Source organism: Roseburia sp., from assembly GCF_041325975.1.
In the GTDB taxonomy this organism is placed as follows: Bacteria; Bacillota; Clostridia; order Lachnospirales; family Lachnospiraceae; genus Roseburia; species Roseburia rectibacter.
Window position 1 is genome coordinate 1073416 of the sequence record NZ_JBGLEJ010000005.1, and the last position, 25116, is coordinate 1098531.

The window sequence follows — 25116 nt, forward strand, 5'->3', positions numbered from 1 at the left end:
CTGCTATAGCAAGCCTGTATTTTTTAATTAGCTGCTGCGATCTTTTCTTTTGCAAATGTATAAAATTCTTCTTTCTGTGCTCCTAAAATACGGTTTGTAAGCATATATCCATGTCTTGCATCAGAAAAAACGATCATCATGCCAGGTTCTTTTGACACCCGCAGCTTTCTCCAGCCAATGCTCTCTTTCTCTTTTCCCACTGTCACATGGAGTCCTGCATCATCAAATGAAAGATTCACATCTTTTGGCATTGTTTTTGCCTGACCTTTCGCTTTCAGGTAGATTGCAATCGGCTGAACCACAGGAAACAGCAGACATCCAAAGAGCATCAGCATCTGCATCAGATCTCCGGAGCTTTTGAAAAATTTTGCTGTAAATAAAATCATCGCCACCGTAAAGACCATGTTACAGACTCCTGCCACCGAACGGTAAGTCCGGCTCATTGTTAATTTAAAGAAGTCTCCTGCAGTTACTTCGCTCTTAAACTGGTATGTCATGCCAATCCCCCTATCATTTCAAACTCATCCGCCGTAGCCGCCTAATACTCTCGGTAACAGAAGGCTGACTTCCGGAACGAATGTGAGTAACAGTAATACAATAATCATACATACATAGAATGGAAGTGTTGCCTTTACGACACGTTCCATTTTTACACCACTGACTGCGGAACCGATGAATAATACGGAACCAACCGGCGGTGTCAAAAGACCAATACCACAGTTTAATACCATGATAATACCGAACTGTACCGGATCAATACCGATGGAAGTTGCGATCGGCAGTAAGATCGGTGTTGCGATCAGGATGATCGGCGCCATATCCATGATACAGCCAAGGAATAAAAGAATCAAGTCAATCAACAGTGCAATTACGATCGGGTTTGTAGAAAATCCTACGATTGCATTTGCTACCATATCAGGTACATGTAATGTGGTCAGGCAGTAACCGAAGATACTGGAAGTTGAAATCAGGATCAATACGATCGATAACGTATCAATGCACTGCTCTAAACATTTCCATACACCCTTCCAGTTGAGGCCTTTATAAATATACACACTGACGATCAAACTATAGAATACAGCGATTGCTGCTGATTCTGTTGCAGTAAACCATCCGGCTACTACACCGACAACTACGATAACAACGGCTGCGAGAGCCCAGATAGAAACTCCGATCTGTTTTAATAATGCTTTAAAGCTGAATTTTTCTCCCTTCGGATAATGTCTCTTCTTAGAAATAATATAAGAACCTACCATCAGGGAAACTGCAAGCAATGCACCTGGCAGATAACCAGCAAGGAAAAGGCTTCCTACGGAAATACCACCTGCTGACATTGCATAGATAACCATGTTGTGACTTGGAGGAACTAAAAGTCCTTCACAGGAAGAAGTAATTGTTACTGCGGTAGAAAAATCATCATCATATCCCTGGTCTACCATCATAGGGATCATGATACTTCCGATGGAAGCGGTATCAGCCGATGCAGATCCGGAAATTCCACCAAAAAAATAAGATGCTACGATATTTACCATTGCCATACCGCCTGTCATCCATCCAACACAGGCATTGGCAAGTGCGATCAGTTTTTCTGAAATACCACCGGTACCCATCAGTACACCCATCGTGATAAAGAATGGTACTGCCATCAAACTGAAAGAACTGATTCCTTTTACCATCTGCTGACAGATCGTAGTAAGCGGTAATCCCTGTGTCAGTAAGCAAAGCAGTGATGACAATGCAACTGCATATGCAATTGGAAATCTAAGGAGTATCATTACTAAAAAGCTGATCAGCAATACTGCGATTGCAATTCCTTGTGCGCTCATTATTTATCCTCCTTTACAAAAATTCCTTTGATATGGTTATAAACTGCTTCAATCTCAAATACCACCATTGCAATTCCCGCAAGTGGAATCGGGAAATACATCCAGAATTTTGAAACACTTGGCATACTTACATAATTTCCTTTTGCACCGATCTGGACTGCATAGGAAAAGCCAACTGTGATCATTATCACACCAAGGATCAATACTGCTACATCTGCAAAAATATCCAGTGCACGGATCACAGATTTTGGCAGATACTGATCAAATGCTGTCATACGGATATGTGCATTTCTTCTTATTGCAAGTGCTGCAGATAATACTGCCATATAAGACATCAGTGTCAGAACGACTTCCTCACTCCATGCCGGATCCGGCACAAACGAAACGTATCTTCCGACAACGCAGACACTTGTGATCACAAGATCTGCCGTCAGCAATAATTTACATATGAATAAAACGACCTTATATGTAATGTCATATGCCGGTTTTATTTTATCAATGGTCTGAAAAAATTTTGGCATAAACTATCTTCCTCCTTTAAAATAATTCCTTTTTCTTTAGAAAAGGAGCACAGAGAGCAGGTATTCTCTCTGTGCTCCTTTGGTACATCACATCAGACTCTGTGTGTCCGATCACATTTTTTTAATTAGTTTGCCATATCAAGGATCTGCTGATATAACTCTTTGTTATCTTTTGTTGCTTCTTCAATAACATCTTTACAAGCATCCTGCCATGGTTTGATGTCATCTACTTCAATAACGTTGCATCCGTCTGCTTTTAACTCGTCTAAGATCTTATTCTCTGTCTCTTCAGAAATCTTACGGTTGTACTGGGACGCATACTCACCAGCCTCTGTTAATACATCCTGCTGTTCCGGTGTTAATTTATCCCATGCTTCATCTGTGATGACTACCTGGATTGCTCCTAATGTATGTCCGTCTAAGATAATGTTGTTTGCAACTTCCGGGAATGCATTTGCCTGATAGTTTGCGATCGGCTGTTCTGCTGCATCAACAACGCCTGTCTGTAATGCGGAGTATAACTCACCCATTGCAACAACGGTCGGGTTTGCTCCAAGTGCTTCAACCATACCTGTCATGATCGGGTCATTTGATACACGGATCTTCATTCCTGCAAGATCTTCCATTCCGGAGATCGGTTTCACGGTAAAGAAATGACGGAAACCTTCTTCTCCGTAGAACAGTCCGCGGATACCGCTTCCGTTCTCATGCGGCTCAAGCAAAAATTCCTGTGCCAGATCAGATGTTGCGAAGTTCCAGAAATGATCTCTGTTTACAAATGTGAATGGTACGGATAAAAGGCTGGATTTTTCTCCGCCATAGCTTGTCAGTGCGAATGCAGAGATACGAGCCATATCAATCGTGCCGCCTCCGCCAAGCATGGTATCTAAGACATCTGACTCAGCTCCTAATACACCGTTTGCCTGGATATCGATTGTGATGCTTCCGCCGGAAAGCTCTTCTACTTTGTCTTTGAATGCGGTAGCTGTCTGTCCAACAATGGTTCCCTCTAACGGGTTAACCTCAGCATATACAAGTGTCACTGCCGGTCCAACCGGTTCTGTTGCGCTATCGCCTGTGGATGCTGCTTCTGTCGTTGTGTCTGCTGCTTCTGCATCTGATGTACCTGCATCCGATGTTGCTGCATTTGTTGTTCCGCTGTTGCCTGTCGCTGTGTTCGGTGACTGTAAGCCACACGCTGTCATGGAAAATACCATTGCTGCACATACGATTGCAGATAAAACTTTTTTCTTCATAAGAAACCCTCCTGTAATTGGTTGATATATTTGCTGCGCTGCCCCTCTTTGCCGCTGCAACTTTATGTATTTATTATAAGGGGAATTTTTAACAAAGAAAACCGTATTATTTTTACATTGTTAGCACATTCTTAACATTCTTTAGAATTTATTAATATTTTTTTGATACTTTTGTACAGTATATATACATTTTTTCTATTTTTATATGTAGAACTAAACAAAAAAACCACAGTCCGCAGGTCGCCTTGCAGACACCTCATAATTTTGTTATGCTCCTTACAAACCATGCAGCATGGAGGTACAAAATTGAAAGAAGAATATTACCAGATCGGTGAGGTCAGCAAAATCACCGGTATTTCCAAAGATACGTTACATTTTTATACGAAGGCAGGTCTCGTGACACCCGACTATATCAACCCTGACAATCATTACCATTATTATTCCCGCTGGAACATGTATCAACTTGATATCATTACCACCTGCAGGAATCTTGGCATACCGCTCGATAAAGTACGACAGATCATTTCCTCGAAAGATAACGATAAAGTTGTTCATCTTCTGATGGAATACCGCAAAGAAGCCTTACGTTTAAGCGAATATTATGCGCAGGTTGCAGACGATATCCTCTGGTATGATTCCGAAAATGAACATATCAAAGCCCAGACCCCGTCACATAAAATCCAGGTCAGATATCTAGAACAGGAAACGGTCATCGCCGGAAGCCTGACACGCGAGGATTCTTCCTACCATGCCAATCTGCAGGAGGTCTTAAAGCAGGAATTTCAACAAACACATTTTGTCCGTAGAAAATACGGATACTTTCTGGATCCGGACCGTCTTTTACAAAATGATCTCCTCAAATGCCGGGAATACATGAAACTGCCGAACGGGGATTACTCTTCTATCAACCCCGAACACCTCTATACACTTCCCGCCGGGGATTATGCAGTATTTACCGTTCAGATTCAGGATGAGACTGCTGACTTTTCGCCACTGCTTGATTTTCTTTCATCAGAGGGCTTTACGACCGACATCGTGTTTGCCGAGGAAATCGGTTTTCAGCTTTTTAAATATATCCATAATTATTATTGTGAGATCAAAGCTCATCTGATAAAAAAATAATTTTTCTCTTGACCGTGTAGTTACTCCATGCTTTAGAATGTTCCTCGAAATACATGACATGCGAGGAACATTCCTATGGATATGGAACATACATCAATTCCAAAACTCTTATTAAAATTATCGCCACCGGTAATGCTGGCACTGCTGATACAGTCGATCTACAATATTGTGGACAGTTTTTTTGTGGCAAAATATTCTGCAGTCGGATTGACTGCTTTATCCATCATATATCCGATCCAGCTTTTAATGGTAGCACTCGCCACCGGAACAGGTGCCGGTGTCAATATTTTAATTTCAAGGTTAGACGGACTGGGAAGATCAAAAGAACAGCATCAGGTCATCAAAAGCGGACTTTTGCTTACGCTCTTTCATTTTCTTATTTTCGCTGTGGCCGGGACTATGCTAGCTGAATTTTATTTTCAGATTTCTACAGATAACCTTGCGGTTGCGAAGGATGGAATTATTTATACAAAAATTATTTTTATCGGTTCTCTCGGGCTTTTTGTTGAATCCATCTGTACCAAGATTTTACAGGCAAGAGGAAACATGGTCATCCCAATGATCGCCCAGATAACCGGTTCCCTGTTAAATATCATACTTGATCTTTTTCTTATTTTCGGACTTACCGGTTTTCCAGAACTTGGCATTGCAGGCGCTGCCATCGCAACCGTGATCGGACAGTGGGCAGCCATGTTTATTACACTGATCGCTGTTATACGGAAATATTCTCTTCGCGGCAGGTTTCAGATATCTGTCTGTAAACAGATCTACCAGAATGGCATTGGCTCCATTGTGACGCAGTCGCTTTTTACACTTTATATTGTAGGTCTTAATATGATTTTAAAGGGATTTACCGAAGATGCCGTGACGGTGCTTGGCATTTATTATAAGATACAGTCTTTCTTTTTTATTCCGCTGCTTGGATTTCAGCAGGTGCTGCTTCCGCTTATCAGCTACAATTACGGTGCCGGTAAAATATCACGCACAAAAGATATTTTGAAATTCGCATCCATCGTTTCCTGCTGCATTATGACGGTTGCAACTATGATCTTTTTTGCCTTTCCGCACCTTTTGATAGCAATTTTCTCCACCAGTCCTGCACTGTTAAACATCGGCAGTTATGCGCTGCGTGTTATCTCGATCAGCTTTATTTTTGCAGGACTTACTATTGTTATCACTTCATATCTGCAGGGAATTGCCCGTATGCAGGCAAGCATCTTTATCATTGTGCTGCGGCAGGTGTTTTTGCTGGTGCCATTGGCATGGGTGCTTCATTTTTGGGGACTTAACGCAGTCTGGTGGACATTTCCGCTGACGGAAGTGATCGCATGCGTGGCAGGGATCATCTGTGTGAAAATGTTTCGTTAACTGCCTGACAAATGCTGGTTTGCGGGTGACATGAGTTTCCTCGTGTAGGGTGGTTCCGGGGGTTTTCGATTGGCAAATTGCATCAAGCCGGGACTGTTTTGTTCCGTTGTACGAAAATAAGGCAAGTCTAAGTCAGCCTGATTTAATGTTTCTCGGAGTGACGTGTGCGTCTTAAACGCCCCGTCCGGGGGCATTAAGACTTGTGCTGCCGTCCGTGGCAGCACAACACTGTGTTACGAACAGGCAGACTAAGATTGCCTAATTTTCTCCCAAAGTCACAAAACGAATCCAGGCTTGATGCGATTTGCCAGCCGTAAGGTTGTGAACCACCCTTCGTCGGGGAACTCATTTTACAACCTGGAGGGACGTAAATTTTTAGTGTTTTGTGTCTGAATCTGATTAAAAAAAGATTTCCAAATAACTATATTTAATAGATTATTATTGGTTTGATAATACTGGAAAAACCTCAATGTATCCCGTTATGCCTACTTTTATTGCCATACACATTTGAAAAAATATTCTGTGTTATTTGGTCTGACAATTTACGAAACAATTCATGTAGTACAATGTAGCAGATGGAAATTCTGGGAAGTCATTAGGCTGAATATTAATGATACAGCACCTTAGGATTTTAAGCATATTCTCATTCGTGCGAATATCAAAAATTCACACCCGCGTCCCCAGTTTTGAGATGAACCGCCCACCCAAATGGTGTTCACAACCTGAAGACTGGCATCTTGCGCAAAGCCGGAGCTAATTTTGTGACTTTGGGAGAAAATTAGAAAATCTTGGTATGCCTGTCTACACACAGTGATGTTCTGCCACGGATGGCAGAACAAGGCGGCATCGAGTCATGGATGACTCGTTGTTGCCGTTCACGTCACTCCGCGAAAATCTAATTCAGGCATACCTAGACTTTTCTTATTTTCGTACAACGGAACAAAAATTACTCCGGCTTTGCGCAAGATGCCACTCACAAGCCTACGATACACCATTTGGGGAGATGATTTATTTCATAAACAAACCAGCATTGGGCGGGTTGTTTATCAGATTTCAATCACTCTGCCCGTTGTCGCATTCACTCTATGCGAGATAGATATCACAGTCCGGTTCTCACTGACACGTTTTAACGCCTGCAAAACCTCTTTTTCTGTCTGTGCATCCAGATTTGCTGTGATCTCATCTAAAAGAAGCAGTTTCGGTTTTGCCGCCGCTGCGCGGGCGATCGACAAAAGCTGCCATTGCCCCTGCGAGAAAATTCCATCCGAACACGGTGTATCATACCCATGTTCTAAGCTCATGATCGTATCATCAAGTCCTGTCATTTTTGCAGCCGCACGGACATCCTCCATGGTAATAGACGGATCATACAGTGTGATCTGCTCTTTTACAGTTCCCGGAACCATATGGAAAGACTGCTCTACATAGCCGAAAAGGTGACGTTTTTCTGTGTCCGGGATATCTTTTGCCGGCTTTCCCTGAATTTGTACACTGCCGGTCTTTGGTTCATATAGTCCTAACAGCAGCTTAAATATCGTACTTTTTCCTGCACCGGTGCGACCGGAAAGTGTGACCTGTTCTCCTTCTTTCACCTCAAAACTAAGGTTATCTATCACATTTTGTTCTTCATAGGCAAATGTTACATTTTCAAAACTTACAAAAGCCGTATCTGCTTTTTGCAGATTTTCTTTTATGTATCCTGTTTTGTCCGGAATTTCTTCCAGACTGAAAAATTCATTGATCCTGTGCACGCCTGCTATCGCGGACTGTATCGTCTGGATTTCCATACCAAGACTCTCCACCGGGGAAAATATCTGTGAAATATAATTCATGACAGCAACTGCTGTACCGGCTGACATTCCAAACAGATTTAATACGTTTGCATTGCCGGACGCTGAAAGTAACATAACAACTGCCACAACCACGGCATTTAAGATCAAAATAACCGGAGAATAGATCGCATCATAAAAATTTGTCCGCTCCATGGCACGGTAACTTTCCCCGATATAAGTATCATAACACTCTGCCATATAGTTTTCCCTGCCAAGATTACGGATTGTTCTTATATTGTGAAGCGTCTGAGGCACATGACCCGATGCACGGCTTACGGCACGCCGGTTCTCGATCTGCGCTGCCAGCATATTTTTCTGCACAATGCGCGTAAACCAGAACAGAAATGGCAGCAATACCACCAGTACAATGGCAAGTCCGCGGTTTTTAAACCAGATGACTGCAAGAATACTGATGATCTTGCACGCGTCCGCAAACATGCTGATGATCCCTGATGTAAACAGATTTTCTACCGTATCAACATCCCCTACAAACTGGGAAACCACTGCTCCAGGCTCCTGATGTGTCAGCGCATCCGCTGTCAGAACTGTATATTTATCCATCAGACTGCTTCTGAGTGCGTGCGTGATCTTTTGTCCAAACACAACTAACAGTCCCTCTCTTGCACTTTCCAGCAATCCTGTGAGCAAAGTAAAACCAAAATATAATAAAATAAGATAAAATGATACTGCATTTCCCGCTGTCATACTATCTATGATATTTCCAAGAATAAGCGGTGGCAGGAGTGCTGTCAGAATTGCACCAACAACTGCACACACAATTCCGATAGAAAGCCATTTTTGTTTTTTTATTGTCCGAAGCATCACACTTCCTACATTTTTACTGCCATGTGTTTTACTTTGTGTCTCGCTATGCATCCCGCATATCCCCTTTCTCCGCTGCATTTCTCTGCTCCGGCTCATTTCTGTCTATCGTTTTCTTTTTAAGTTGAAAATTTTTTTCACATACCTGTACTTGTTCTGTCAGAAGCTTTTCTTTTTCTGACTTTCCGTTTTCTACTGTACTGCTCTTCGTCTGCTCCTCATAAAGTTTTGCATATTCCGGATATTTTTTCATTATCTCTTCATGCATGCCAACCGCAGCATGCCCATGTTCCATCCAGATTACCTGATCCATTTCCGGGAACAGATAAAGTCTGTGTGATAACAGGATTACAATACTGTCTGAAGCCATCATCTTTAAGTTCGCATACACTTCCTGCTCTGTCTTCCGGTCAAGCGCAGAAAAGGGATCGTCTAAGATCAGCACTGGTCTCTTATGACACAGGGTTCTCGCAAGTGCCAGACGTTTCGCCTGACCACCGGAAAGTCTGACTCCTCCATTTCCCACAACTGTATCCATTCCCTGTTCCATCTCAGCCACTTCTTTATCAAAGCACACTGCCTTCAGATAAACGGCGGCATCCTTATCCTCCCCTAACAGAATATTATTTTTTATACTGTCATCAAATAATTCCGGATCATGACCTAAATATCCCACTGTCCCGGTCAGTACAGAATTTTCCATTTTACTTAACTCATCACCAGCAAAACGGATGCTTCCCTTATAAGGATATTCACACAGAAACGTCTTGCCAAATGTCGATTTGCCGGATGCAACTGCCCCGGTAACACCGATGATCTGTCCCGGCTGTGCCGAAAAAGTAATATCCTCATAGATATCTGTCCCACCCGGATATGCAAAACCCAAATGGGAAACTTCAAGTTTTCCCGGCTTTTGAACACTGCTTTCGCCATCATTTTCAACACATTTCATGAGAGGTTTGATCCGCTTCCAGGAGACCTGTGCCTTGTGGACTGCATTAAAAAGTTTTGCCGCACTTGATGATTTAACGGAAAGTTTGGTAAAACAGGTAAGAAAGGTGGTAAATGCTGCCACATCCCAGGATCTCCATCCGTTTCCAAGTACGTTTTTACTTCCAAAATATAAAATAAATAGAACACCTGCCATAGAAATAACACGGTAGACCGGTGGAAATGCCGCACTCCAGATATTTACCCGCACTGCAGATTTTTCATATGCTGACAGATTTTTTTCATAAGAATCTTTTCGCTCCTGCTCACAGCCATAAACACGGTAAGTAATCGCATTTGACGCCCGGTCTAAGGTAGCTGCACTTAAAATCCCGGACTGCTCCTTATAAGCCGCCCCTGTCCGCTGTACGATTTCTTTCATTTTTTCAGCCAGAAAATAAGAAACCGGGGGAAACAGCATACTTAAAACAGCAAGTCTAAAGTCATAAAAGAGTAACATTCCGGCATATGCAAGCAGCGCCACTCCGGTATCAAATATTTCCGTGGTAAATTTCCGCATACCCTCCGCACAGTCATCCACATCAAGGATTGCCTTTGTCATGACATTTCCGGCACCTTCCTCCTCAAGTTCTGCCCTGCTTTTATGCACAAGACTGTTATAGAGCACATGCTTCATGCGCCGGTTGACATTATTTGCAAAACGTCTCACATAAAAACGCTTGATATATCTCGAACTCTGTACTACCACAATCGCGATCACATATGCTGCAACCAGTTTTCCCATGTCAGGAAATCCTGCTCTGCCTCCAAGGATATCCACCAGACATCCCGCCATTTTTCCCTCAAACCATGGTCCTGCAAGAAGTCCTAAATTATAGATCAGTCCGGAAACTGTCACTGCAAGAAGAACCCTCCACTCCATTTTAAAATATGAAATAACACGATCCGCCTGAAATCCACTTATTTCTTTTCCATTGCTTTCTCTGCCACAATTATCGCTCATCCGTCTCACCATCCGTTTCTGCCATGTCACTTTCCCCTGTTTCCACAAGTTTTGACACATCTTTAAACTCTGCTCTCCGCTGCTCCTTAGATCTCCAGTAAATCTTATCTAACGTTTTCAGAAATGGTACTTTCTCGTCTTCCGGCAGCTCTGCTAACAGCCATTCATAAAACACACTCTCAATATGTGCCTTTGAATTTTTTAATTGTTCTGCTTTCTCTGTTGCATACAAAAGCTGACTTCTGCCATCCTTAGGGTTTGGTTTCCGATAAAGATAGCCTTTGCTCTCTAAACTTGCTGCGCGCCTTGCGGCTGCTCCTTTGTCAATCTTTAACTGTTCTATGACTTTTGCCTGTGTGACACCTGGATTGTGCCTGATAAAATGGATAAAATCAAATTCTGCCGTTCCGACTCCCTCTTCTTTCATCATTCTTAGTGTAAATTTAGATGCCTCACGCGCTATTTTTGTGATTTTTCTTCCTGTTTCATCCATTGCTGGTCTCCTTTTTCCAATTATCTGCAAAATTGAATTATCATCATATAAACTGCCCTGACAAATGTTGGTTTGTGGGTGACATGAGTTTCCTTGTGTAGGGTGGTTCTGGGGGTTTTCGATTGGCAAATTGCATCAAGCCGGGACTCGTTTTGTTCCGTTGTACGAAAATAAGAAAGTCTAAGTATGCCTGATTCAGGTTGGGGCGGAGTGACGTGTGCGTCTTAAATGTGCCATCCGGGCACATTAAGACTTGTGCTGCCGTCCGTGGCAGCACAACACTGTATTGTGAACAGGCATACAAAGACTTTCTAATTTTCTCCCAAAGTCACAAAACGGATCCCGGCTTGATGCGATTTGCCAGCCGTAAGGCTGTGAACCACCCTTCGCGTGGGAACTCATTTTACAACCTTGGGGGCGTAAATTTTTAGTGTTTTGTGTCTGAATCTGATTAAAAAAAGATTTCCAAATAACTATATTCAATGGTTTATTATTTGTTTGACAACACTGGCAAAAACCTCGATATATACCACTATGCCCATATTTATTGCCATACACATTTGAAAAAATATTCTGCGTTATTAATCTGGCAATTTACGAAAAATTTCATGTAATACAATGCAGCAGCTGAAAATTTTGGAAAGTCATCAGGCTAAATATTAATGATACAGCACATTAGAATTTTAAGCATATTTTTATTCGTGCGAATATCAAAAATCCACACCCGCGCCCCCAATTCTGAGATGAACCGCCCACCCAAATGGTGTTCACAACCTGAAGACTGGCATCTTGCGCAAAGCCGAAGCTAATTTTGTGACTTTGGGAGAAAATTAGAAAATCTTGGTCTGCCTGTCGATCAACAGTGATGTTCTGCCACGGATGGCAGAACAAGGCAGCATCGAGTCATGGATGACTCGTTGTTGCCGGTCACGTCACTCCGCCATAACCTAAATTAGGCAGACCTAGCTTTTCTTATTTTCGGACAACGGAACCAAAATTAATTCGGCTTTGCGCAAGATGCCGCTCACAGACCTACAACACACCATTTGGGCGGGCGATTTATTTCATAAACAAACCAGCATTTGGCGGACAGTTCATATTTATTTTTTACGCAAAAATAGATGTACCTACATCCAACTTGATGATAGTACATCTATTTTCATATGTCAATTATATTTTTAACACCCTGACTTCTGCATTAATGCCAGCACTTCTTCTTTTGACGGAATGGCAGGTATCCCACCTCTCTTTTGTACACACAATCCGGCAACCGCATTTCCCAAAACGGCACATTTTCTGATTTCTTCCCACTCCAGCTTCTCAATGGGTTTATTCAAAGAAAGAATCCCACATAAAACACCACCCCAGAACGAATCTCCTGCTCCGGTCGTGTCAACTGCCTTCGTTTTAAATGCTTTTATAATCTCTTTTCTATTTTGGGTTGCCATAAGCACACCCTTTTCTCCAAGTGTGACTGCAAACAGTTTTGGTCCCATGGCAAGCAGTCTGTCCGCTGCATCTTCATAACTTTCTGCACCGGTCAGGAGTATACTCTCTTCATCGGACACTTTCATGACATCTGCCAGTTCTATGACCGATCTCATTTTTTCAACTGCGATTTCTTTACTCTTCCACAAAGATGGACGGTAATTCGGATCGTATGAAATAAGTGCACCTGCTTCTTTTGCCATTTTCACTGCTTTGATCGTTGCACCTTCCGCCGGCTCATCGGTCAGCGACAGTGATCCAAAATGGAAAATCTTACAATCAGAAATAAATGTTTGATCCAGTTCTTCTTTTCTTAACTGTGTATCTGCTCCCGGTTTTCTTGCAAAAGAAAATTTCCGTTCTCCAGTTTCATCGTTTTCCACAAATGCCAGCGTTGTAAAATAAGCTGGATCTTCTATGACCGCATCTGTCAGCAGGTTTGCCGGTGCACCTCCTGGGTTTTGTTCAAACAGTTTTCTTCCATCCTGACTGTATCCTGCTTCCGTAAAATCGATCAGCAGTTCGCCTAATGCGGCAATATCAACCTTTTTTTCCATGTTTCAGTTCCTCCACAATCTCGTTATAACGTTTTTTATTTAACCGGTAGAAAAACAGTACGACCGCTGTCACGATCCAAAGTATTCCTGGAATTGTAGTAAATGCATGTTTTATAACAGAAAGTACTGCTGCATTTTGTGTCTGATTTGCAACATAACCGTATTTTCCAAGTAATCCTGCTAAAAGTGAGGTTCCGACCGCCATTCCGATCTTATTTTCCAGTGAAATAAACGCATACTGAAAGCCATCATTTCTAAGCCCTGTTTTCCTCTCCCCATATTCCACACAATCAGGAATGATCGCATAAATTGCAGTATTAAATCCAGAGAAGAAAAACTGTGTCAGACCGGATAAAGTATAAAAAACAACCGGTGATTCCTTTGCGTTAAAGAAAAACATTGTAAGCATTGCAATTCCTGTAAGTAATGCAAAAACAGATGCCGTTCTGCCTTTATTATTCAATTTGCGAAATACTGGCTGGAAACAGGCTGCCCCAATGATAGAAGGAATAATGATACACATGGAATACGTTGTATAATAAGAAGCATTCCCCTCCACGTATGTAAAATAATACAGAATGTCTGCGTTTCTTCCATATAAGGATTCGGGTGTCAAAAGGTGTTTTTTAATTTTTTGATTGGCAGATTGTTCTGCGCATGATGGGAATTACGGCTATTTCTAATGTTGCTGACTGCTGCGTTTTCTATCTTAACGGCAGTTATGGTATATTTTTAGAAATTCTTGTATTCGTAAGCGGCTCGTGGCTCTATTTAGGAAATGTACTGATTGGCTATTCGTGGGCACAATTTATAATGACGCACATGAATATCCCCTTTACAGATACACGTAAGAAAATGTACCGGATAGTTGCACTTGTTGCCTGTATTCTGCTAGTCATCAACATTTTCTATCCGCTGGTATTTAACAGTAAGGATGGCGTATATCAGAGGGGACCAGCGTATAGCATTTTCCTGTTCTTTGCATTTTTTTATATTTTGGACAGCCTGTATTTATATGGCAGGTGCCGCAAAAAAGTTGGTACGCTGAAACTGTTTCCTGTACGGGTATTTCTCGTTCCTATTATATTCGGGTTAGTTGTACAGGCACTTTTTGTAGAGATTGCCATTACATGGACATCCATTGCGATCGCGATCGCGGGAATCATGACAGCACTGAAAAATGAAATAATTTTTGTAGATCGTCTTACAGGATTGTATAACCGTGTGTATCTGGAGTTTCTGCAAAAACAGGCTTGTAAGAAAAAAGGCGTCTGGGTCTCAGGTATCATGATTGACTTAAACGGTTTCAAGCAGATTAACGATAACTACGGACATTCTGAGGGAGATGCTGCACTGATCATTGTTGCTGATCTGCTTCGGAAATCATTCAGCGAATATGGCATAGTAACCAGATATGCAGGCGATGAGTTTGTTGTAATGTTAAACACAACGGATGAGCAGTTTATCCCGGAACTGATTGAGCGCGCAAAAAAGAATTTTCAGGAAGAAAACCAGACAAATGACAAACCATATCAGTTATCAGCCTCTATGGGATATGCAGTCTCCAACCTGGTTGTCGAGACAATGGATGATTTTATGAACCGTATCGATAAGCAGATGTATCAGGATAAGCTGGTATATTATGAGAATCATAACCGCAGGAAAGGATAAATCATACTTAAACAAAACAGGAGAAAATCTTCACATAAAAGATTTTCTCCTGTTTTGTTATTACTACACTCATCTGTCCATTATCGATTGTATCTGTTCTGTACTTCTGCCGGTTATTTCGGCGATTTTATCTATGGAATAACCGCATTTCGCCATATTGTGAATCATTTCTGCTATAGCTTCTTCTCTGCCGATTTCAATTCCTTTACTTTTTCCAATTTCTTTACCAATTTTAATTCCTTCATTTTTGCCGATTTCAATTCCTTCGTTTTTGCCGATTTCGATTCCCTCATTTCTGCCATCCTCTTTACCAGCTTCATATTCTGCCTTTCGGAGTTTCTTTTCTTCCCACTCTTTATCATACTCTAATATACTCACCATCTTTACCTCCGAACGATTCTTCCGAAGAAATTCCACTAAAATTCCTTCTTTGATGCATTCCGTGATCGCCCTTTCAACTGCATCATTCAGATTCAGCTCTGATGCATATTTTCGGACTCTCGCAACATAAATGGCATATTCCTTCAATGTCTGGCACTGCTCCATCAGTTCTTTGTTGTGTCCTTCGTTCACATTTAACATCAGAACTTTTAACTCTAAATCCGGCTCTCCTGCCAGATGCTCATATGCTGATGAAAGTTTCAGTTCCATACGGTCTTCTACGTCATCGGTTCCATTGTAAAACACCATAAACTTCGGTGCCGGAATCTTCTGCAGTTTGGACGAATACAGTGACTTATCATTCAGATACTGCTGATACTCGATTCCAATATAGATCAGATCCCGCAATGGTATATTGGGATTGATCGTCGACTGATGCTCATAGAGATAAATATTCGTCTCTAACATAAATGCCAGATCATTTTTCATTCCCATATAGATCGCATTTTCCAATGTGACAATCTTAAGGGCTTCCGCATTCTGATAATGGCTTCCGGTCACTGCGTTGTACAGGGATAAGAGATTTTCTTTCTCTGAAAACAGCATGCGGAATACAGTGTCTTTGTACTGACGGTTGGCTGTCGGTATCTTTTCTGATACCTGCTCGCTCTTCTTCATATTCAGTTCCTCCTGTGTGCAGGAGGCTCATCCAGATCTCCTGCTTTTCATTTTTGTGGATAAAAAGCATAGATTTCTGAAATGTTTTTTGAAATTTAGACGGATGTATACATCCTGATAGTCATGCAGACAGAATTGCCGGATTCATAATTATGGCATCGGATAAATGTCCGCATCAATAGAAATATGCTTTGATTTATTTTATCATACGTCATCCTTAGTATGCAACCAATTTGAAATTTCTTGTGCAGGTTGTACAAAAACAAAGTTACTGTTCACAGGTTACCCTGCGGACTGTAACTTCGCAGCCCCATATAAAGTTTTGCTTCGCAAAAGGGGCTGCTCACCCTCACATCATGTTCATACGCGCCTGAACAGCAAAGTGTTCAAGTGATAAGTGAACAGTAACAAAACAAGCGGCTATTTTTAAAGAAAGACAGGGTCCGGCTGAATATCAATCCGGACACTGTCTTCCCTGTCATTTTCTGACAGTTGCACACTTTAAATTTTTCTATTTACTGACCTTAGCTTTTTTCACGGATGAATATTTTCCATACACTTTTTTGCCCGTGGAATCTATTTTATAAGCCCGGATGCGCACATAGTATATCTTTCCTTTTTTCAGTTTACTTATGGTATAGGATGTCTTCGCCGTATTTTTCTTTGTGACCGCCTTTTTAAATTTTTTATCCGTACTGTAAGAAATCTCGTAACCTTTTGCGCCGGATACTTTCTTATATTTCAGTAAGATCTGTTTACTCTTGCTGTTTTTTGCAGACGTAAGAGAAGCCTTCGCCACTTTTACTTTTGTCCACTTTGCATACAAAATGTAATCGGATTTTGCGCTGCTGCTGATACTTGTGATCTTCTTTTTAAATTTTGCATCCGTATACCAGCCTGCAAATGCGTATCCTTTGCGTGACGGATTTTTCAGCGTTACTTTCTTTCCATAATAAGTTGACGGATTCGAGGCATTGTTTTTACCTTTATTCAGTTTGTAGGTAATTTTATATGGTACTGTAACCGTACAGGATGCCTGATAACTACTATTTTCAGACGAAGTCACCGTGATCTTCGTTCTGCCCGGTGCCTTTGCTGTCACACTGCCGTTGGCATCCACGGTGGCAATCTTTGTATTTGCGGATTTCCAGACTACCTTTTTATTGGAGGCATAAGATGGTGATACGGTTGCATTTAAGGTGAGCTTCTCTCCTCTTTTTACCTCTGCTGATGTCCTGTCTAAAGTTATTCCTGTTACTTTCGCCTTTCCGGTAACAGTCACATAGCAGACTGCATATTCATCACTGCCATCCGTTGCCGCAGCCCGGATTTTTGCTTCGCCCTCCGATTTTGCAGTGACAAGTCCGCTTGCAGAAACCTCTGCCACTTTCGTATCAGAAGAAGTATATTTGAGTTTTTTATTTGTGGCATCCGAAGGTGAAATATATGGTTTCAACTGATAGGTTTGACCAGCTTTTAATTCGATCTCATCCTCATCAAATTCGATCCAGTCTATCAGCTGCGGTACGGTTATCTTACAGGCAGCTTTTACATTTCCAGCCGTTACCGTAATGACTGCTGTTCCAACACCACAGATCTCCACATATCCGGTATCCGAAACAGTAGCAACCTCTTCATTGGAACTTGTCCATACCACTGCATCTGTGAAATTCAAAGGTGCAATCGTCGCTGTCAGCTGGAAATCGTCATAGCGCTCCGCCGTTTTTTCTATAATATCCAGACTGACTGAGGTTGCATGAATATCCTGTGTGACGTACTTGATTCCTTTTCCGCTCGCATAGGTCTGGGCATAGCAATCAGACGGACCGTACATCGTCATTTTCTTTGGATAGGAAAATGCATTTGATGCGATCGAAGTCGTATTGCGCGGAACTGTGATCTGTGTCAGCTTCGTACAGTTGACAAACGCACTGTCGCCGATCGCGGTCACATTGTAAGGAAGCACGATGGATGGCAGAACTGTACAGCCGTAGAATGTCTGGCTCTCAATCTTCTTTAACTTGCTGCCTAATGTAATGTCGGTCAAGGCTTCACAGCCATAAAATGCAGAACTTCCAATGGATGAAACGGTATCCGGCACCACTGCCTTTTTCATGGCTTTACAGTTTTTAAATGCGTTGCTTTCTATTTTTTCTACCCCGGATGGAAGTATTGCTTCCGGCAGGGATTCACAGCCAGAGAATGCGGAGTTCCCGATCGTGGTCAGGGTGGATGGGAAGTTGATGGTGGTTAACTTTTTGCAGCCGGAAAAAGTGTCTGATGCTATTTCTTTTAGTTTATCCGGCAGATGTACCTCAATGAGATTTGTACAACCAGAGAATGCAGAATTACCTATGGAATCAACTGTATCTGGAATATTTACTTTTGTTAATGAAGTACAATTTGTAAATGCTGTTCCTTCAATGGTCTCAGCACTATTTCCAATTACTACCTCTTTCAATTTCACACATTCATAAAATGCACCATTTTTTATAACTTTAACTGTATTTGGTATGACTATTCTTTCTATGCCATTACATCCTTCAAATAAATGACATGAAATTTCTGTAATTCCATTTTCAAACGTGATATTGTTTAATTTCTCGCAACCATTAAACGGACCACTTCCTCTATAATAATCTAAATATGTATGTGTTTCCTGCAAACTTTTAGGTATCTCAACAGATGTCAATGCTGTACAATTTCCAAACGCTTCTGTTCCAATTTCAACTAATCCTTTTGAAAGTACCAGCTTAGTCATACAAGTATCATTTATAAATGCATATTTACCTATATTTACTACACCATCTGGTATCACAATACTTTCCAACTTTGTGCATTGTCTAAATGCAGAATCGCCTATCTCTGTCAGGTTTTCTGAAAGTAATATTTTCTGTAAATTTATACAATCAGAAAAAGCTTTTCGTTCTATTCTTGTAACAGTATCAGGTATTGTAATTTCTTCCAAACCTGTACATCCTGCAAATAAACATTGTGATATTTCAGTAATTCCTTCTTCAAATGTTACTTTTGACAAATTATCACAATTTTCAAATGGACCGTCTGGATATCCAGTTAAATCATCCCAACTTGTATGTGCATTATCAAGACTTTTTGGTATTTCAATCTCTGTTAGGTTATCGCAATTATAAAAAGCTTTATTTCCTAAATTTTCTAATGATTTTGATAAATTAATTTTTTCTAAATCCGTACATTGATTAAACGCATTCCACTCAATTGAAACAACAGTATCTGGCAAATTAACTTCCATTAAACTAATGCAATGATAAAATGCATTTCCTTGTATATTTGTTAAATTATTAGAAAAAATAACATTCTGCAAATTACTGCATTCTGAAAATGCCTTTGCTTCAATAACTGTAATCGTATCCGGCATTTCAATATCTGTTATTCCACTGCATCCAGCAAACAAACACTGTGCCACCTTGGTACTCCCCTTTTCAAAGGTAACCTTTTTCAAATTACTGCATTTTTCAAATGGTCCATTAGAATAACCTTCTAAACTTTCCCAATCTGTATGTGCAGACTTTAGGCTTTTAGGAATTTCTATTATAGCAATGCTTGTACAATTTCCAAATGCAGAAGTTCCAAGTTCTTCAAGATTTTTAGATAATGTTACATTAGCAAGATTACTGCAGCCATAAAATGCATTTCCATTTATCCTCGTCACACTATCCGGTATCATCACCGTCCTCAAATCCGTCCGGTTCTCAAATGCCCTATCTCCGATTGCAACAACCTCATGCCCGTCAATCTCCCCCGGAATATAAAGTGCCGTCGCATTTCCACTATATCCTGTGATCGTAGCCCTGTTTGCATCATCGAGTGTATAGGTATAAATCGGTACGATCGCACCGCCTGCACCTGCTCCTGCATCAAAATAGCTTCCTACGCCCGCCGGATTGAAATATCTCGAACCTGGAGATGTCCAATAACTTGTCCAGCCTCCCTGCGCGGCAAATTCTTTTCCACGCGTGCATGATGTCCGAAGTACACCGTCCTCAATATGATAGTACACGCGCACCGGACTGTTATTCTTTCCCCAGATCTCTATACTTTTGCTAAAGGTCTTTGATGCAATACCAACTCCGATCTTTGCACTTGCCCCCACTGATGCATACAGATATGCCGCCTGTGACGCACAGTATGTCGGTGTTCCGGAACTGTACCTTACGTATTTGATGTTCATACGTGCACCGGTTTTTGCATAAATATCTCCGCTGACAATTCCGAGCGTTGCTTTTGCGGAGAGTACAATACCTGTGGTCAGATCTGCTTCTGCTGAAAAGGAAAATCCTTTTTTATGACTGTTTCCAACTACACGGAATCCGTCCGAATACGCAAATCCGGCTTCAAATTCCTTTTCCACGGTAAGCGTTGCCTCCCCGGAAAGATTATATTCCATTGCCAGCGTCAGCATACCAACACCGCCGAGCGGCACTGCCCCCAGCGTCAGTGTATGGTTAATATCTTTAAATGCGTCCCCTTTTACATTGCAGGAGTACTCCATATCTCCGCTGACTGTAAAATAATAGTCATTATTTTTCAGCCTGTAACTTACTTTCATGTTTGAAATCACAACACTTACTGTCGCTGTGACATCATCTGAGATGGAAATCGTTTTATCTGCACGCAGGGTATTGTTTTTATAGGATATCCCCCTTGTCATACCTTCTGTGACTGTAACACCATTTACCACATATGTTTCTTCATCTGCCGGAATAAATTCCGTCATATCAACATCCAGTTCGCCCTGCTGGTCAACATTTAAAACCGCGCCATCATCCGCATCTGCGGTTGTAATATATGTCGTTGTTCCTTCTGTCCGTACACTTTCTGCCTTATATGCCATGACAATATCGTTAACATACACGGCAAATGTTGTTCCCTGTTTGATCGTAACCGGACAGTTTTCGATCATAACTATTCCGTCCACATCAATAGATACGGCTGTTCCCTTTGGTACAACAACTACTCCGGACGCAAACGTACAGGTATTTTCTTTTCCGGTCTCTATCTGCGCATCTGCCAAAACCTTTTTTGCATCCGCGATCATTGCATCATGTTCTTCCGTTGTAAGTGACTGTTCCGGGAGAAATTTACCGGCAGCAACCGTAACCCATCCTCTATCGATTGCGACCTGTGCTGCATCCTTATATGTAACATCTGCTGTATCCTGATAAGTATAACTGTCTGTTTCCGGCACAAAACCAAGCATCGCATTCATGGTCTGCGCTGCAAATTCACGTGTCACTGCATCTTCCGGTCGAAATTCTTCTCCTGCCTCAAGATCGATCATTCCGAACTCGCATGCCACCATCACATCACGATAAAACGAATCATCCGTTGATATGTCACTGTAATAATTATCCGGATAATTGTCCCCATCTACCGTAAGATCAAATAATGTTACCAGTTCCTGTACCCAGTCGATACGGCTGATCTCATCACCTGATAATGCCCTTTTTAAAATCTCCTCTGTACTCTCCGTTTCTTCCGTAACGTTCTCTGTTTCAGCCTGTTCTGGCTCTTCTGTGACATTCTCTGTTTCAGTCTCCTCTGTTTCTTCTGTAACAACCTTCGTTTCTGGCTCTTCTGTCTCTTCCGTGACGATCGTCGTCTCTGGCTCTTCTGCCTCTTCCGTAACAATCTCCGTCTCAACCGCCCCAGACTCTTCTTCTGCCAGATGTCCGGCATTATGATCTTCTTCATCTGCCTGGTCTGTTTCTTTTTTCTCTGTCACTGTCGACTTTTCATCATCCTGTTCTGCAGTCTGTGTTTCCACAGTCCCTTTCTCTCCGAAACTGTTTTCTTCCTGTGTCTGCTGATAAGCTTTCCCTGCCACATCCGCCAGCAGCATCTCCGGTGCTGCGGTCAATGTCATACAGGCACAAAGCAGCCATGCGATCATTCGTTTTTTCATAACTGTTCTCCTTTCACAGATATGTTTCTTCTGTAGTTCAGATTCTTTTCATTCATTATATAACACTTATTAGCTGTTATCAATACAACTTGTATGTTTTATATAGTTACATTTTTTATTGATAAAGTAGAACGATAAGGAGATTTATTGCATGGTACGATTAAAAGAACTACGTGAATCAAAACATATGAGTCAGCAGGCTGTCGCTGATGTATTTCATGTCACACAGCAGACAATCTTTAAATATGAGCATGCTCTTGCGGAACCGGATCTTGATGTAATTCTTCACATGGCAGATTTCTTTGATACTTCTGTTGATTATCTGATCGGTTACACAGATGTTCCCTTCCGGTATGAAGTATATCCGAAAGATTCCATCACGCAGAGTGAACAGCGTGTTTTAGAATATTACAGACGGCTCTCGCCCAAAGTACAGGCTCTGGTTCAGGCACTCGCAGACGAAACAGCTGAAAATGGTTCTGCCCCAAAAACAGCTTTCCGTTGATGCAGAATGCACCCCTAATGTGTGATTCAAAGACAGATAGATTACATTGGAGTACTCCCCTGTTTTTTCCGCCAGCATCGCCCCATTTGCATCATTTTCAAAATATACCGGGATTCCGATCGACTGTTCTAAAAAACGCAGACTGTAGTTTTCTATGCCAAGCGCATGGGATTTTAAAACGATCCGTTCTTTCTGGTCAACGATTCCCGGAATCGCAATCCCAATTCCAAGCAATGTTTTCTCTGCAGACTCACCAGCTAAAAAAGTTTTTACCTTTTTTGCAGCTTCTGTACAATAAGATAATTCTGTTGTAAATTTTAAGCGGATACGTTCCTTTTTTATAATCTCATCGCCCAGATTGACAAGCACCATTTCTATATGGTTTGCGGTGATGAGCATCCCCATTGCCTGACAGTACGACTTATATATCCACGCATCACAAATACCATGCTTACGAACACCTTAAGAGATTTAGAGGAGCTTGGGATCATTCACAGAGAGCAGTTTAATGAGATTCCACCCCATGTGGAATATTCCTTAACCGAAAAAGGAAAATCACTGCTGCCGGTGTTTTTTGAAATATCAAAATGGGTGGAAGAAAATTTAGATTAAATGAACAACGTTATTCCCATAAGAATTAACAGACACAAACATTCCCCAATCACTGCGCTCCGATATAAAAGCACATTTACCCGCGCAATATCTTCTGCTTCCACTGGTCTGATATCATCCCCGATATATGGCTTTTTCACGATTTTTCCAAAATAACTTGCATCCCCTGCCAGACGAAGATTTAAGGCACCTGCACAGGCTGCCTCGGTCTGGGCAGAATTGGGGCTTGCATGGTTATAACGGTCACGTTTAAAAATGCGCAGGGCATCTTTCCCGGAAAACTGTTTTCCCGGCAGATAAGCTGCAGCGATCATCAGTGCCGCACTGATACGTGCCGGAATATAATTTACCACATCATCAAGTTTTGCCGCAGTTCTTCCGTAATTCAGATAGCGGTCATTTTTATATCCCACCATCGAATCCATCGTATTGACTGCCTTATACAAAAATCCCAGAACCGGTCCGCCGATCGCTAAATAGATCATCGGTGCGATCACACCATCCGATGTATTTTCCGCTACCGTCTCCACTGCTGCTTTTGCAACACCTGCTTCATTCAGATTCTGCGTATCACGTCCCACGATCATTGCCACAGCTTTTCTTGCACCGTCAAGATCCTCTGCCTTCAGACGTTCGTACACTTTCATACTCTCGACTTTCAGACACTTTGTCGCAAGAATCTGATATGTCATGATACTCTCTAAAATGCAGCCTGCTACGGGATTGAGTACATACCCCCCCAGAAGTAAGCAAATACTTACCAGACCTGTAGCAGATAATACGATCACTACAAGCCAGATGCCTGCACGCCATTCTTTTTTTTCATTTCTTATGCCTGATACATCAAGCATTTTATGATCTATTGCAGCGATCAGATTTCCGATCAGGCGCACCGGATGATACAGCCAGTGCGGATCTCCGATCAGCAGATCTAACAGAAATCCTGCCAGAAATGCAATCATATGGTAATACATATCGTTACTCTCCCAAAATTAATTTTTCATCTGTTATAAAAATCGAAGTCTCATCCACTGCTCCATTTTCATCCGTGGTATAAGACAATGTACATTCATACCCCTGTCCGCACCTGCACTGATAATCGAAATAGGAACCCTTTCCATAGCTGTCAAATAATGCCATGATCGTGCCGCCATGTACGACGCAGACAACTTTTCCCTGTACTTTTTTTGGCTGCGATGCTTTTTTCAGCTCATTTTCCTGCTCTGTAAAACAGATCTTATTTATCCTTTTACTCTGATCTTCCGAACGAAAGGTATCGCTCTTTTTTTCTGTCAATCTGGTCAGGCAATCCATGAGCCCGGCTCTGCACCGCAGGATAAATTCTTCCCGGCTCTCCCCCTCCGGAAAGGGCAGCGTTCCACCGCTGTCGATCCATCTCTGATAATCTTTATTTCCATTTAATTCGAGATATGTTTTTCCTTCAAAACTGCCAAAATTCATCTCTTTCCATTTTTCTATGATCTGGCAGGACTGATCGCCATATATAATCTCTTTTGTCTGTCTGCACCTTAACATCGGACTTGTAAAAATAAAATCTGCATCCGGATATTTTTTTTTGTTCTGTGCAATCACTTCACGTCCTTCCACAGAAAGCGGCTCATCCGTCCAGCCAAGATAACTTTTTCTGCGGTTTGAATCTGTTTCTCCGTGCCGGATAAAAAACATTCCTATTTGATTTTCTGCGCTATCCCGCATATCACACGCTCCACACTCTCCGAAGCTTTTGCAAGAACGATCTGCATCCTTCCGACCTGCTCCCGGTATTCTCTTTCTTCTTTTTCGACCGGTACTACACCACATCCGACTTCATCGCAGATCACGATACAGTCCGGATTCTGCTTTATAAATATTTCTGTGAGTTCCGGTACATCTGCGCCTTCTTTTATTTTTCTTTTGACCCAGAGATGAAACTGATCTACCGCCACTACACCGCTTAACTGCTCAAGTTCTGTTTGTTCACCGGAAAAAATGTCGTTCTCTGAAATCTGATATGCAGTTTTTACATAATCGCGTTTTCCCTGTGCTATTCCACCTAAAACCAGTCTCATCTTAACCTCCAATTTGC

At 41.8% G+C, this 25116-nt stretch carries 19 protein-coding genes and 1 pseudogene; 5 read left to right on the forward strand and 15 right to left on the reverse strand.

Annotation, left to right across the window (positions count from 1 at the left end; translation table 11 throughout):
• Positions 1-23: 23 nt before the first annotated feature.
• The 4 genes from ACDD58_RS16310 to ACDD58_RS16325 all read right to left on the reverse strand — a co-directional run bounded on the left by ACDD58_RS16310 (position 24) and on the right by ACDD58_RS16325 (position 3603).
• A complete protein-coding gene (locus ACDD58_RS16310) occupies positions 24-497 on the reverse strand; it encodes a YcxB family protein (protein ID WP_117922094.1) in 474 nt (157 codons plus the stop codon).
• A gap of 24 nt (positions 498-521) precedes the next feature.
• Entirely contained in the window at positions 522-1826 is a 1305-nt protein-coding gene (locus ACDD58_RS16315; RefSeq protein ID WP_117922093.1) for a TRAP transporter large permease, read from the reverse strand.
• Positions 1826-2347: a TRAP transporter small permease gene (locus ACDD58_RS16320; protein ID WP_118210591.1), complete on the reverse strand. Its 522-nt coding sequence runs from the start codon at positions 2345-2347 to the stop codon at positions 1826-1828. Before ACDD58_RS16320 ends, ACDD58_RS16315 begins: the two co-directional genes overlap by 1 nt.
• Positions 2348-2472: 125 nt before the next feature.
• Positions 2473-3603 carry a TRAP transporter substrate-binding protein gene (locus ACDD58_RS16325; RefSeq protein WP_117922091.1) on the reverse strand — a complete coding sequence of 377 codons (1131 nt, stop codon included), beginning with the start codon at positions 3601-3603 and terminating at the stop codon, positions 2473-2475.
• A 306-nt stretch (positions 3604-3909) separates the two neighbouring features.
• On the opposite strand from ACDD58_RS16325, the gene ACDD58_RS16330 reads away from it, so the two are divergent.
• The gene (locus ACDD58_RS16330) at positions 3910-4725 is read left to right on the forward strand and encodes a MerR family transcriptional regulator (RefSeq protein ID WP_117922090.1); all 816 of its coding nucleotides are present in this window, start codon (positions 3910-3912) and stop codon (positions 4723-4725) included.
• A 75-nt stretch (positions 4726-4800) separates the two neighbouring features.
• Positions 4801-6093, forward strand: a complete 1293-nt coding sequence (locus ACDD58_RS16335; protein ID WP_118210593.1) for an MATE family efflux transporter — start codon at positions 4801-4803, stop codon at positions 6091-6093.
• A gap of 1046 nt (positions 6094-7139) precedes the next feature.
• Here ACDD58_RS16335 and ACDD58_RS16340 read toward each other — a convergent pair.
• The 5 genes and pseudogenes from ACDD58_RS16340 to ACDD58_RS16360 form a co-directional block, all read right to left on the reverse strand.
• A complete protein-coding gene (locus tag ACDD58_RS16340) occupies positions 7140-8801 on the reverse strand; it encodes an ABC transporter ATP-binding protein (protein ID WP_370778427.1) in 1662 nt (553 codons plus the stop codon).
• Positions 8794-10701, reverse strand: a complete 1908-nt coding sequence (locus ACDD58_RS16345) for an ABC transporter ATP-binding protein (RefSeq protein ID WP_370778428.1) — start codon at positions 10699-10701, stop codon at positions 8794-8796. Before ACDD58_RS16345 ends, ACDD58_RS16340 begins: the two co-directional genes overlap by 8 nt.
• A complete protein-coding gene (locus ACDD58_RS16350) occupies positions 10691-11194 on the reverse strand; it encodes a MarR family winged helix-turn-helix transcriptional regulator (RefSeq protein ID WP_370778429.1) in 504 nt (167 codons plus the stop codon). The genes ACDD58_RS16345 and ACDD58_RS16350 overlap by 11 nt, the downstream gene beginning before the upstream one ends.
• A 1178-nt stretch (positions 11195-12372) precedes the next feature.
• Positions 12373-13239: a carbohydrate kinase family protein gene (locus ACDD58_RS16355; RefSeq protein WP_370778430.1), complete on the reverse strand. Its 867-nt coding sequence runs from the start codon at positions 13237-13239 to the stop codon at positions 12373-12375.
• A pseudogene (locus tag ACDD58_RS16360) lies at positions 13223-13843 on the reverse strand (MFS transporter); the annotation flags it as partial. The gene ACDD58_RS16355 and the pseudogene ACDD58_RS16360, both read right to left, overlap by 17 nt.
• 53 nt (positions 13844-13896) lie before the next feature.
• Between ACDD58_RS16360 and ACDD58_RS16365 the strand changes: the two are divergent.
• Complete coding sequence (locus ACDD58_RS16365) at positions 13897-14910, forward strand: GGDEF domain-containing protein (protein ID WP_117922671.1); 1014 nt, start codon at positions 13897-13899, stop codon at positions 14908-14910.
• A gap of 69 nt (positions 14911-14979) precedes the next feature.
• On the opposite strand, the gene ACDD58_RS16370 is transcribed toward ACDD58_RS16365, so the two are convergent.
• A complete protein-coding gene (locus ACDD58_RS16370; protein ID WP_370778431.1) occupies positions 14980-15969 on the reverse strand; it encodes a hypothetical protein in 990 nt (329 codons plus the stop codon).
• A 511-nt stretch (positions 15970-16480) separates the two neighbouring features.
• Positions 16481-21913 carry a leucine-rich repeat protein gene (locus ACDD58_RS16375; protein ID WP_370778432.1) on the reverse strand — a complete coding sequence of 1811 codons (5433 nt, stop codon included), beginning with the start codon at positions 21911-21913 and terminating at the stop codon, positions 16481-16483.
• 151 nt (positions 21914-22064) lie between these two features.
• Here ACDD58_RS16375 and ACDD58_RS16380 point away from each other — a divergent pair, with 151 nt between their 5' ends.
• A complete protein-coding gene (locus ACDD58_RS16380) occupies positions 22065-22418 on the forward strand; it encodes a helix-turn-helix domain-containing protein (RefSeq protein ID WP_118209495.1) in 354 nt (117 codons plus the stop codon).
• Here ACDD58_RS16380 and ACDD58_RS16385 read toward each other — a convergent pair.
• Positions 22314-22817, reverse strand: a complete 504-nt coding sequence (locus ACDD58_RS16385; protein ID WP_370778433.1) for an ROK family protein — start codon at positions 22815-22817, stop codon at positions 22314-22316. The two genes, ACDD58_RS16380 and ACDD58_RS16385, sit on opposite strands and share 105 nt — an antisense overlap.
• A 48-nt stretch (positions 22818-22865) precedes the next feature.
• Between ACDD58_RS16385 and ACDD58_RS16390 the strand changes: the two genes are divergently transcribed.
• Positions 22866-23030 (forward strand): winged helix-turn-helix transcriptional regulator, encoded by a 165-nt coding sequence (locus tag ACDD58_RS16390; protein WP_370778434.1) that lies wholly within the window; start codon positions 22866-22868, stop codon positions 23028-23030.
• Here the strand turns inward: ACDD58_RS16390 and cbiB are convergent.
• Genes cbiB through ACDD58_RS16405 form a run of 3 tightly spaced genes read right to left on the reverse strand, consistent with a single transcriptional unit; the run spans position 23027 to position 25099 of the window.
• A complete protein-coding gene (gene cbiB, locus ACDD58_RS16395; protein WP_370778435.1) occupies positions 23027-24004 on the reverse strand; it encodes an adenosylcobinamide-phosphate synthase CbiB in 978 nt (325 codons plus the stop codon). The two genes, ACDD58_RS16390 and cbiB, sit on opposite strands and share 4 nt — an antisense overlap.
• A gap of 4 nt (positions 24005-24008) precedes the next feature.
• On the reverse strand, positions 24009-24746 hold the full coding sequence (locus tag ACDD58_RS16400) for a histidine phosphatase family protein (protein ID WP_370778437.1): 738 nt from the start codon (positions 24744-24746) through the stop codon (positions 24009-24011).
• Entirely contained in the window at positions 24719-25099 is a 381-nt protein-coding gene (locus tag ACDD58_RS16405; protein ID WP_118209499.1) for a bifunctional adenosylcobinamide kinase/adenosylcobinamide-phosphate guanylyltransferase, read from the reverse strand. The genes ACDD58_RS16400 and ACDD58_RS16405 overlap by 28 nt, the downstream gene beginning before the upstream one ends.
• Between the last annotated feature and the right edge of the window lie 17 nt (positions 25100-25116).